We start from the raw sequence: 12737 nt of genomic DNA on the forward strand, positions 1-12737 counted from the left end.
GCCCTCCTGTTTTCTATAAAGAGATATTTTCTCAGGCCCGGCCAGCCTTCATTTTCCGCTTGCCGTAAAAGTAATTCATCAACAATGCGCCAATGCAGATGAACAAACCGAAAAATTCACGGGTTTCTTCTATCCATGGTTTGGTGGCCTTCATCGTTTCAGCCAGGTTTTCTGCATTGTGTTTGGTAAACCAGTCCTCCACACCATTCTGATCAAAGAATTTATAGGTAGCATATGCCAGGTATACCAATATACCCGCTATATACCATTTGGGATAGAAACGTTGGCGGGCTGCCAGCCAGCAAAATACGGCAGCGTATAAATAGATAGGCATCCATACGTATGGATCGGGATCATTGTACTGTAAGCCGGCAAAGAGGACGAACATCAGGGAAAGGAAGATATTCAATGCTTTCATGACATAAAAATTAGGGCTTAAACATACACAAAAGAATTTCAAAAGTGTATTTCCTTGTATTATTTTATCTCAGTAGTGCGGAATAGTGGAAGAATGACCCGCAAATTTGGCATTTTTAAAAAAAATGTTAAAGTAGCATTTGTACAGACTGGAATAATGTTATATATTCGAAACCGATAACAGAATTCCACGTGAGAACCAAAATCTGAGTTAGAAAATGTTTGTAACAGTCGTCAAAGTTTCTCACACCCAGTAGTAATGTAGTCCATATCACTAAACAACTTTAAACGAAGATTCACATGAAATAACCATCATTTGATCAGCGGTGTTTGTTTTAGTTAATCAATGCTTTAACGGTTATAATTTAATTGTTGAACAGACACTTTATTTCTTATTCAGCTCCATGTAGCGCATCATGCATGGTCGCCGGGTAGTTAATGCTTAAATACATCTATCATCAATGACCTGTTATAGCCTACGCATAACAGGAAAGGGAGAGGTATGCAAGGTGGTGTCTGGTTAGCAGTGGAAGTATATACAAGAGGAACTCTTATTTTCTAACCATTTTTTCTTAAACGTTACCCTTTAAATCACGTTATGAAAAAGCAATTTTACCAGGCCCTAGCCGCGCTATGCGGCATCCTGTTGCTGCTGGCCGGCGGCAACGTTTACGCACAATCAAAAATCACGGGGAAAGTGACTGACAAGGCATCCGGCAATGCGCTGCCCGGCGTCACCGTTTTTGTAAAGGGTACTAATCGTGGTACCGCTACAGATCCAGCAGGTACTTTCTCTATTCAGGCCAAATCAGGTGAAACACTCGTTTTCTCCTTCGTAGGATACGATCCCCAGGAAGCCGTCGTGGGTAGTGGGCCAATGAATGTACAACTCGGAGAAAAAGTGGGGTCACTGGAAGAAGTGGTAGTAACCGGTTATGCCAGCCAGAAAAAGAAAGATCTGACAGGCGCAGTTTCTATCGTAAAAGTAGAAAACCTCACCAAACAACCAACCTCGCAGATTGCCAGCCAGCTGCAGGGCCAGGTATCTGGTGTAACCGTATTGGGTGGTGGTCAGCCAGGCCAGGAACCACAAGTGAAAATCAGGGGTATCAATACCTTTGGGAATAACACGCCACTCTACATCATCGATGGAGTACCGGTGTCTAACCTCACCGACGTAAACCCCAATGATGTACAAACCATGCAAGTGCTTAAAGATGCAGGCGCTGCCTCTATTTACGGCGCCCGCGCGGCCAACGGGGTGATCGTAATCACCACCAAAAGAGGCACCGGCAAAGTAAAGGTTTCCTATGATGGCTACTATGGCCGTCAACAACCACAAGGTGGTAACGTATGGAACCTCCTCAATCCACAGGAACAAGCCGATCTGAAATGGATGGCCATTAAAAACTCTCCCGGCAACCCTTTAACAGATGCACAATACGGTAGCGGCCCTACGCCTGTATTACCCGATTACATTGCACCGGTAGGTCTAAAAGAGGGCGACCCTGCTACAAATCCCAACTTATATTTCGTAAACCCGAACTATAAATCCGCAGCAGACCTGGCATCATTTTATCGCATTACCAAAGCCAACAAACAAGGTACTGACTGGTTTCATGAAATATTTAAACCAGCACCCATTACCAGCCATAATATCTCCGTGGGCGGTGGCAGCGATATCGGCAACTATTTCTTCTCCTTCTATTATTTCAATCAACAGGGTACACTTACCAATACCTATAACAAACGTTACGCCGTACGCGCCAACAGCAACTTCAACATAACCGATCATATCAGGGTAGGCGAAAACCTGGAATATTCCATTATCAACAACCCGCAGATTGGTACGCTGGTGGAAGGTAGCGGTATTGGTATGGCTTTCCGCGAGCTAACCATCATCCCGGTGTATGATATCAAAGGAAATTATGCCGGATCCAGCGGAAAAGACCTGGGTAACGCCCGTAACCCTGTAGCTATACAGGATCGCTTCGGAAGAACCAAAGCACTCGCCAACCGCTTGCTGGGTAACGTGTATGCAGAAGCAGACATCCTCAAGAACTTCACACTGAGAACCAGCTTCGGCGGTGAAATATATTCTTTTGACAACAACAGCTTTACGCTCCCGGAATATGAAAATGCAGAAAATACAACGGTGAATCAGTATACAGAAACTACCGGCAACGGCTACGACTGGACCTGGACCAACACCCTGAGTTTTCATAAAAATTTCAATCAACAACACGATCTGAAAGTGATGATTGGTACAGAAGCGTACGATAACCATTTCCGTACACTGACCGGTACCACCACCGATTATTTCACCTTCGATCCCGACTTTACCAACCTTAGCACTGGTACCGGCACACCTACCAATGGCAGCGGTTTTGGTACAGACGGATTGTTCTCACTGTTTGCCCGGGCCGACTACTCCTATAAAGACCGTTACCTCATCGGCGCTTTAATTCGCCGTGATGGTTCAAGTCGTTTCGGACCCTCTAACCGCTATGGTAATTTCCCTGCGGTGAGTCTGGCCTGGCGTATTTCACAGGAAGAATTTATGAAGAATGTTTCCTGGATTTCCGACCTGAAACTGCGTGGCGGCTACGGTATCATGGGTAACCAGATCAACGTAACACCCAGCAACCAGTTTACCGCATATGGCTTCGACAGAACGTCTTCCTTCTATGCCATCAATGGCGCTGCCACCACCAGCAAAGGTTTTATCAAAAGACAAATTGGTAACCCCAATGCTAAATGGGAAAGCAATGTCAACGCCAACATCGGTGTAGATGCAACGTTGTTTAAAGGTAAGCTGGAATTCACAGTTGATTACTACACCAAAGAAGTAAGGGACCTGTTGTATAACCCGGAATTAGCCGGCGTATTCGGAGCGGCTACCACGCCGTATACCAACGTAGCAAAAATGAGGAACAAAGGATGGGACGCCTCTATCACTTCCAATACAGACCTGACCAGGGACCTCAAACTCACCGTTACCGGTACTTTAACTACGTATAATAATAAGATCCTGGCTATTTCTGAATCAGCTCCTTACTTCGACCTGGAAAGCCGCCGTTTCGGTTCCCCGATCATCCGCAATGCTATCGGGCAATCTATCAGCGAATTCTTTGGTTATAAGATAATCGGTTTCTGGAACACCCAGGCGGAAATAGATGCTGCTAATGCCTCCGCTAAAGCCAAATTCCCTGATCTGAAAGAATACCAGATCGGCGCAGGCTTAGGTCGTTTTAAATACGCCGATGTAAATGGCGATGGCAAAGTAGATGCCAGCGACCGTACTTACCTTGGCAACCCCAATCCTAAATTTACTTATGGATTGAATATCGGTTTAACGTATAAACATTGGGATTTTAGTGCCTTCTTCTACGGCGTACAGGGAAATAAGATCTGGAACCAGGTGAAATGGTGGACAGACTTCTATCCTTCCTTTGTAAGTGCCAAAAGCAAAACAGCGCTGTATGATTCCTGGACGCCCACTCACCAGAATGCCAAGGCCCCTATCCAGGAAGTGGCTTCCTCTCCCAGTACTTCCGGTGCACCTAACTCTTATTTCGTGGAAAATGGCTCCTACCTGCGCGCAAAAAATATGCAGCTGGGATACACCTTACCCTCTTATTTGCTGAAGAGAGTGGGTATCACCAAGTTCAGGGTATATGCCCAGGCGGCGAACCTCTTTACCATCACCAAATATTCCGGTATAGATCCCGAAGTAGCTGGAAATACACAGTCGTTCGGATTGGATGAAGGCGCGTATCCTAATCAGCGTCAATACCTGGTGGGCGTAAACGTTACCTTCTGATCCTTTTGTTGAACTGTAAAAATGAAACAAATGAAAACATTAAGATATTCAAGTGTTGTTATAGTAGCGCTGGCAGGCTTGCTGACAGCCTGCTCAAAGAGTTTCCTGGAACGTGCGCCGCAGGGCACGCTCACAGAAGAAATTGTGGCTAATAAAGATGGGGTAAACTTTTTACTGATCGGCGCTTATGCCGTACTCGACGGACAAGGCAATGGTGCCGCCGTAGCAGGTGGCAATCCATGGGAAGCATCGCCTACCAACTGGATTTATGGTAGTGTGGTTGGAGGTGATGCCCATAAAGGCAGTAATGCCGGTGACCAGGAGCCTATCAACGATATTGCCAGAAGTACTTACAATGCCAGTAACAGCTTTTTTAATACCAAGTGGAAAGCCGTGTATGAAGGCGTAAGCCGTTGTAACCTTACCCTGCAGAAAATGAAACAGGCTACCGATATGACACCTGCCCAAAAGACGCAAGTGGAAGCGGAAGCGCGTTTCCTGCGTGGACACTACTACTTTGAATTGAAAAAATTCTTCAATAAGGTGCCTTACGTGTCTGATACCTCTGTAGATGTGAGAGTATCTAACGACAAGGATATATGGCCTTTCATTGAAGCAGACTTCAAATTCGCAGCAGATAATCTCCCTGACGATTACGTGGCCAGCGGAGAAGTAACCAGGGCCAACAAGTCGGCTGCGCAGGCTTATCTCGGTAAAACTTATTTATACGAGAAAAAATATGCAGAAGCCTTTACCCTGTTAGCTACTGTGGTGTCTTCCGGAAAAACCAGTGCAGGCGTGCCTTACCGGCTCTCTAACCGTTTTGAGGATAACTTTGATGCCTCCAAAAAGTTAAATAACCCGGAAGCTGTATTTTATATCGAAATGACCGCTAACGATGGTACCAATACCATTGCTAACGCCAACTCCGGTGAAATGCTCAACTTCCCGTATGACCCAAGTCCATTTGGCTGCTGCGGCTTCTTCCAGCCGTCCCAGGACCTGGTTAACTCTTATCGCGTAGACGCCAGCGGGCTTCCTTACCTGGATGATTATAACGATCATCCTGTAAAGTCTGATAAAGGGATTACCAGTTCCCAGGCTTTTGTACCAGATGCTGATCCGCTGGATCCCCGCCTCGACTGGACTGTAGGCCGTCGTGGATTGCCTTATCACGACTGGGGAAATCACCCCGGCGCTATCTGGCAGCGTGATCAGGGCTATGGTGGTCCTTATTCTCCCAAGAAAATGGTATACTGGAAGAAAGATCAGGACAAATATCATGATGCACACTCCTGGGCGCCAGGTTCCGCTATCAACGTAAACCTGATACGTTTTGCGGATGTAGTGCTGATGTACGCAGAAGCGGCAGCACAAACCGGCAACCTGCAGGTGGCTACAGATATGGTGAACAAGGTGCGCGACCGGATGAAAAATAATCCAACGGAATGGCTGCATAAGTGGGATGATGCTACCAAGCAATTCGTGCCTGGCGTAATGGCCGCCAATTATAAAATAGGCGATTACCCACTGTTTGCTTCCACAGCCTATGCCTTGAAAGCCATTTATTTTGAACGTAAACTGGAACTGGCCACCGAAGGTCACCGCTTCTTCGATCTTTCCCGCTGGGGTATTGCAGACCAGGTACTTACCGCCTATTATACTTACGAAACTACTAAGGCTGGTTTCCCTGATCTGATCGGGGCCCAGTTTACCAAAGGAAAGAATGAGTACTTCCCGATACCGCAACGTCAGATAGATTTGACGCTGCAGAATGGGCAACCGGTGCTGAAACAGAACGCCGGCTACTAAGCAGGATTTTGGTCACCTGATATGATTTGCGGATCTCCCTTTTTTGATTTTACGGAAGATGGATAACTGACAGGTATTCCTTCCCCCGAAATCAAAAAAACAGGAGATCCGTAAATATTTTATATTGTGATACTTGAAAAAAGAACCCATGCCCAATCAACCAAACAAATGGACGCGGATCTCAGCGGCCTTATTCCTGCTCCTATCCGGCGGGTTGTTGCAAAGCGGATGTCATACCCCTACCCCGGAAGAAAAAGGAAAAAAACTGGCTGATAAGTATTGTTCCGGCTGCCATTTACCGGTATCTCCCGATTTGTTGGACAAAGATACCTGGACCCGGCACGTATTACCCGCAATGGCCCTTAAATTGGGAATCAGGGTATGGAGTGGCAATCACTATTATCCCCCGATGCCGGGCGAAAAACCGGCGCTTATTTCCATCAAGGAATGGACGGAATTGGTAGCCTACTATCAGACACAGGCGCCGGAAAAGTTATTGCCCGCCAAACCGCCGGTACCCTTGCAACATGACTGGTCAATTTTCTCCATGCAAACACCGGTAATGAAAGACAGCCTCGAACCCGCTGCCACTACAATGGTGGCGTTCCTGCCCGATGGAAGCGGGTTGCTTACCAGCGACGGCAATAATAATACCCTGACGCGCTGGAACCGGGACCGCCAGGTGCTGAATACCTGGAAGTTGCCTTCTCCGGCCGTAAATGTTTTATTTACCAAAGACAGTACAGGGCAGCAGTCCGGTATTTTAACCGAAATAGGTAACATGCGCGCTGTGGATGTGTCTGCTGGTATCGTGACCCGCTTATCCCTCGATAATCCGCATAGCCAGCAAAAAGACCTGATGCCCTTCCTGAAACGTCCGGTTCAAACGCTCACCGCCGATTTTGATAAGGATGGCCTGGAAGATATGCTGGTATGCGCTTTTGGACACAATCAAGGAGGGCTGTATTGGTTGAAGCAGCTGCCTGACCATACGTTTAAAAACCTCCCTATATGGGAGGTGCCCGGCGCCTTACAGGCAATAACCGGTGATTTTAACCGTGACGGCTATACGGACATCATGGCGTTGTTTGCCGCCGGCGATGAAGGTATCTGGTTGTTCGAGAATGATAGGAAAGGAGGATTTACTTCGAGAAATCTCCTGAGATTCCCGCCTCTCTATGGTTCTACCAGTTTCCAACTGACGGATTTTAACGGCGATGGACAACCTGATATACTATATACCTGTGGAGATAATGCCGATTTTTCGATGGTGCTTAAACCTTACCACGGTTTATACGTCTATCTTAATGAAGGGAATAATAAATACAGGGAGACCTGGCATTACCCGGTGAACGGATGCACAAAAGCTGTAGCAGCAGACTTCAATCACGATGGAAAAATGGACATTGCTGCCATTGCCTTTTTTGCTGACTTTCAAAACAATCCGGCTGAAAAATTTATCTTCTTTGAAGGAGGAAATAAACCGCTTTCATTTACACCGCATGCACCACCCATTGAAAAAGAAGGAAGGTGGATTTGTATGGATGTAAAAGACAGTGATGGAGATGGTGACCTGGACATTGTACTAGGAAACTATGCAAGAGGGTTTATTATACTTGATGATTATAAGGCCGACTGGAAGGAATATCAGCCGTTTATTGTATTGCTGAACAATTCGAAGCGATAAAATGCAACGTAAAAAACGTTTGTTTATTTGGAATGAAAGCAGAAATATGTATCTTACGGCCATATTTTATTGCAACGTGTATTAATCGTTTTTTTCAAATCATTACTGTGGAGAACACTACCCATCATATGTTTTTGATTATTAATGCACAATCGTTCATAAACAACGTTTTCCCAAAATATACCTTATTGCACCATGAATACCATAAGTATTCTGGTGATACAAAGATATCCTGATGCATAATCAGGTTTTAGAATGGCGGAAGGAGAGGCAGTAATGCCTCTCTTTTATTTTGTACTATTCACTGTAGGCCCCCTCCATCGCCCTATTTTGCCACCTATCATAAAAAAACAACCGAATGCGGAAAATCCCATTATTCCGGGGTAATTTTATTCTGAAATCAGGATTATTGTTTTAAACAGGATATGTCAGTGGCTGAATATGTATATGATCAGGATAAAGTGAACACGCTGCTTAGCACGATCATCAGGAATAACGGGAGCGAAAAAGCCAGCAACTGGCTACAGCAGCGACTGGAGCTGCAACAACAAACCGGCGCTATCCCTGCTTTTAATCAAACTTTTACGGCTATTCCACGTTTCACCGGTAAGGGAGTTATTACGCTTTCGCCTGCAGAGGAAGCAGGGTTGCAAGCACTGGTACCTTCTTTTTTCGTACGTGGGTGGACGTTAGACCGTCTCACACGGGTCTGGTGGTTGTTGCAATTGCCGGTATCAGATAAAGCAATTTACCTGGATACCCTGGAAAAATTGTTTAACGCCGCAGAAATGAATGAGCTGTCGGCCTTATATAGCGCCCTTCCCCTGCTGCCGTGGCCGGAAGAATGGATAGGACGTACTTCTGAAGGCATCCGGTCTAATATTGGCCTGGTACAGGAAGCCATTATGCTGCATAATCCCTGGCCTGCCCGCTACCTGCCCGAACCCGCCTGGAATCAGCTGGTAATGAAAGCCATTTTCACCGACAAACCACTGCATCTCATCACCGGGCTCGATGAAAGAGCCAATGTGGCGCTGGCCAATATCCTTACAGATTTCGCCCATGAGCGCTGGGCCGCCGGCAGAAACGCCGACCCCATGCAATGGCGACTGCTGATAAAATTTGTGACCGCAGATAATTTTCCGGATATTATCCGCATCTGGCACTCGTTGAACAGTGTGGAAAGAGAAGCGGCCGCCCTGGTTTGCGCACAATGCGATTATGCGCCCGCAAAAGAGCTGCTGGCACAGTCACCCGCATTAACCGCCGCCATCCTGGAAGGTAGTCTCACCTGGGATATGCTGGCAGAGAAAATAGTAAAATGATAACATCACTAAATTGATTTGATATGTGTGGCATTCATGATTTAACAGAGAAAGATCTCCAACCACTTACCTATACACCCGCTTATCTTAATAAAATAAAAGGCATGCGCTTCTTTGATCCGCATGTACATATGACCGCCCGTACCACCGACGATTACCAGGCCATGGCAGATGCCGGCGTGGTAGCCATCATTGAACCGGCCTTCTGGCTCGGACAGCCCCGTACCGGTGTCGATACTTTCCGCGACTATTTCAGCAGCCTGCTGGGATGGGAGCGTTTCCGCGCTTCCCAGTTTGGTATTAAGCACTACTGTACTATCGGGCTTAATTCCAAAGAAGCCAACAATGAAAAACTGGCGGAAGCCGTAATGGAAATCCTGCCCCAGTTTATTTATAAAGAAGGCGTAGTAGGCGTGGGCGAAATCGGTTTCGACGACCAGACTCCCCTGGAAGAAAAATATTACCGCGCCCAGCTCGAACTGGCTAAAGAAGCCGGCTTACCCGTACAAATACACACTCCCCACCGTGATAAGAAAAAAGGTACCCAAAGAAGTATGGATATCGCACTGGAACATGGACTGGAGCCTCACATGATCATTGTAGATCATAACAACGAGGAAACTGTGAAAGAAGTGCTGGATCGTGGCTTCTGGGCTGCATTTACCATCTATCCCTTCACCAAAATGGGGAATGAACGCATGGTAGCCGTAGTAAAACAGTATGGAAGTGAACGTATTATGGTCAATTCCGCTGCCGACTGGGGTATCAGCGATCCGCTAGCCGTTCCCAAAACCGCCGCTTTAATGCACGAAAGTGGTATTGACATGAATGATATTCATTTGGTAACTTACACCAATGCTGTAAAAGCCTTTGCACAGAGCGGGCAAATTGACGAAGCTGACTTTGACAACACAAAAAATGTGGATCAAAGTGAGAAGTTTAATGGTAGCTCCGTATTGCGCGGTGGCCAGCAACCTCGAATCGATAAAAACACAACCATCATCCGGTAATGTCTGGCAGCTTTGTTCCTGCTGGCAATGAACCATGAAAACCTGAGTACACGGTGAGTTATATTGTTAGCAAATTAGTAGGATACCTGCGCCTGATGCGACCTGCCAATATCGTTACTGCTATCGCAGACATACTGGCCGGGGTAGCTATTTCAGGCTATTGTATAAATGTTTCACCCAGCAATGTTACGCTCGATGGCATATTGCCCGTAATATGCCTTTGCCTGGCCACCATTGGATTATATGGTGGTGGCGTAGTATTTAATGATGTATTTGATGCCAGCCTGGATAGTGTAGAACGACCAGAACGGCCCATCCCCAGCGGGTTAATCGCTAAGAGTCAGGCCGTTATACTGGGCAGCTACCTGCTGTTGGTAGGAATTCTGGCGGCATTCTCGGTAGGAGGCCTTACCGGCTTCCCCGGATGGCTGGCGATAGGAGTAGCTACCAGCGCCCTTGTCTACGATAAATGGGGAAAACATCATCACTTCCTCGGCCCCTTTAATATGGGCCTTTGCCGCGGACTCAATCTACTATTGGGTATCAGTATCGTACCTGATGCACTGGCTTCCTGGTGGTGGATGGGATTTATTCCCATTGCCTACATTGCAGCTGTGACCAATATCAGCAGGGGAGAAGTACACGGTGGCAGCGTTAAAAGCCTGCGCCTCACCGCCTTCTGCTATGCCGCAGTATATGTAGCCATGGCCGTATTGGCCTTTTTACATCACCACATCTGGACAGCCCTTCCCTTTATCATTCTCTTCGCCTGTATGATTAATATACCACTTTTCAGAGCGATGAAAAACCCGATCGGCCCTAATATTGGCAAAGCCGTAAAGGGGGGGATCATTGCTTTGATTGCCATGAATGCCGCATGGGTAGCCGCCTTCGATACACTGTCGTTTGCATTGGTGGTACTGCTGCTCTTACCTGTTTCTATGGTATTGGGTAAAATGTTTGCTGTTACCTGACAACATCCGTTATTCAACAATACCGCGCTTGAGCGCTTCTTTTACCAGTCCCGCTGTATTCCTTACGGCCAGCTTCTGTGTAAGATTCAACCGGTGCGTTTCTACCGTACGTAAACTGATAAACAAGGCTGCTGCTATTTCCTGGTTGGAATATTCTTCCGCAATCAGTTTCAGTATTTCTTCTTCGCGACGTGTGAGCGGGATATCATACCCCGACCGCTTTTGACCGGTGAGCATTTCATCCAGCAACTGGCGACGGATAATATCATCCAGGAACTGATCTCCGGCATATACGGTTTCTATAGCGGTGATCAGCTTATCCGGATCTGTATTCTTTAAGAGATAGCCCATGGCGCCATTGCGAAGCATTTGCTTTACGTAATGTGATTCCATAAAGCTGCTGAGCGCAATCACTTTAATGCCCGGATGGCTTTTTCGCACCTGCTTGCATAGCTCCATTCCGTCTATGTCGGGCATCTGGATATCGAGCAGTAATACATCCGGTTGTACAACAGGCAAGGCTGTCATCAGCGTGGTAGAAACATGACTTTCATATACCACCTGTACCTGACTATAAGGCGCCAGCATTGCCTTTATTCCGTTAATGACCAACAGGTGGTCGTCCGTTATAGCTACTTTGATCGACATATAACATGAATTAAAATAAAAACTGCATTTCCATAGGTTGTATCACCCCTACGTTGAATTCCATGTACGCAGTAGTGCCGCAGCCCGGAGAGGCGGTAATAGTGAGCTGTCCGTTTAACGACCTGACTCTTTCTTCCAGGCTGCTCAATCCAATACCGGTATGTGCTGAAGGAATATTCTTAAAACCAATGCCATTGTCTTCTACTGTAATGCTCACATATCCATCGTGTTGGGTGATTTGTACCAGTGCCGTAGTAGCATAGGCATGCTTGATAATGTTATTCACCAGTTCCTGTACAATACGGTATACGGATAATTCGAAGTTATTATGAAACCGGGGTAGCTCACCAGACGTAAAAAAGCTGATTTGCAGTTTCCGTGAATGGCTCACATTACGGCAGAAAAATTCCAATGCAGCTGGGAGACCTTTACTGGCAAGGATTTCCGGTGTCATATTATGCGCTGTTTTCCGCACTTCTCCTATGGCGTCGTCCAGCATGCGCATAGCATGATTAAATCCTTTTTCATGTTGCAGGGAAAGGTCTGATTGCAAGGCGCGAAAATGCATTTTTACAGCGGATAGTAGCCCCCCAACCCCGTCGTGCAGGTCTTTGGATAAGCGGGTGCGTTCTTTCTCTTCTCCCTGCATCAGGGCTTGCAGCACCTGCCTGGTTTTTTCCAGCTCCAGCCTTTGCAATAGCTCCGCCGCTATATGTTGCTGTTGGCTCGATTTCTTCCATACTACAAAAGATAGAATGAGCCATACCAGCAGATTGGTGAGGAAAATGGCTGTCCACATATTACCGTCAGCCATAGAATGCTTCCACGGCAATGACTGCGACATCAATGCCTGGTCTGGCCACAAGATAAAAACACTCATAAGAAATAATATTCTCAACATCTCAGATGTACTTTGGCAACCACCAGGTTACTATGATTAATAATGCCATGTCCGTAGGTCAACAAATACAATGAATAAGCCCGGCAGGTAATAGCATAGCTATCTCCGGCCACTCCAGTGCGTGACAGCTGCTCAGTATG

9 protein-coding genes are annotated in these 12737 nt (G+C 46.6%); 6 read left to right on the forward strand and 3 right to left on the reverse strand.

Translation table 11 applies throughout. The annotated features are described in order from the left end of the window. Positions 1-31: 31 nt before the first annotated feature. Positions 32-418, reverse strand: a complete 387-nt coding sequence (locus tag HGH90_RS12205; protein ID WP_168761711.1) for a transmembrane 220 family protein — start codon at positions 416-418, stop codon at positions 32-34. 597 nt (positions 419-1015) lie between these two features. Here HGH90_RS12205 and HGH90_RS12210 point away from each other — a divergent pair. The 6 genes from HGH90_RS12210 to eboC all read left to right on the forward strand — a co-directional run bounded on the left by HGH90_RS12210 (position 1016) and on the right by eboC (position 11048). Beyond that, on the forward strand, positions 1016-4240 hold the full coding sequence (locus HGH90_RS12210; RefSeq protein ID WP_168761712.1) for a SusC/RagA family TonB-linked outer membrane protein: 3225 nt from the start codon (positions 1016-1018) through the stop codon (positions 4238-4240). A 30-nt stretch (positions 4241-4270) separates the two neighbouring features. Then, positions 4271-6052 (forward strand): RagB/SusD family nutrient uptake outer membrane protein, encoded by a 1782-nt coding sequence (locus tag HGH90_RS12215; RefSeq protein ID WP_168761713.1) that lies wholly within the window; start codon positions 4271-4273, stop codon positions 6050-6052. Between the two features lie 148 nt (positions 6053-6200). After that, positions 6201-7739 (forward strand): FG-GAP-like repeat-containing protein, encoded by a 1539-nt coding sequence (locus HGH90_RS12220; RefSeq protein WP_168761714.1) that lies wholly within the window; start codon positions 6201-6203, stop codon positions 7737-7739. Positions 7740-8164: 425 nt separating this feature from the next. Beyond that, positions 8165-9064 carry an EboA domain-containing protein gene (locus HGH90_RS12225; protein WP_168761715.1) on the forward strand — a complete coding sequence of 300 codons (900 nt, stop codon included), beginning with the start codon at positions 8165-8167 and terminating at the stop codon, positions 9062-9064. A gap of 23 nt (positions 9065-9087) precedes the next feature. Continuing rightward, on the forward strand, positions 9088-10074 hold the full coding sequence (locus HGH90_RS12230; RefSeq protein ID WP_168738876.1) for a TatD family hydrolase: 987 nt from the start codon (positions 9088-9090) through the stop codon (positions 10072-10074). Between the two features lie 53 nt (positions 10075-10127). Beyond that, a complete protein-coding gene (gene eboC, locus HGH90_RS12235) occupies positions 10128-11048 on the forward strand; it encodes a UbiA-like protein EboC (protein ID WP_317166141.1) in 921 nt (306 codons plus the stop codon). Positions 11049-11057: 9 nt separating this feature from the next. On the opposite strand, the gene HGH90_RS12240 is transcribed toward eboC, so the two are convergent. Both HGH90_RS12240 and HGH90_RS12245 read right to left on the reverse strand, forming a co-directional pair. Beyond that, on the reverse strand, positions 11058-11696 hold the full coding sequence (locus HGH90_RS12240) for a response regulator (protein WP_168761717.1): 639 nt from the start codon (positions 11694-11696) through the stop codon (positions 11058-11060). 10 nt (positions 11697-11706) lie between these two features. Continuing rightward, positions 11707-12576: a sensor histidine kinase gene (locus tag HGH90_RS12245; protein WP_169191205.1), complete on the reverse strand. Its 870-nt coding sequence runs from the start codon at positions 12574-12576 to the stop codon at positions 11707-11709. Positions 12577-12737 lie beyond the last annotated feature (161 nt).

This window comes from Chitinophaga sp. Ak27 (assembly GCF_012726295.1).
Taxonomy (GTDB): Bacteria; Bacteroidota; Bacteroidia; order Chitinophagales; family Chitinophagaceae; genus Chitinophaga.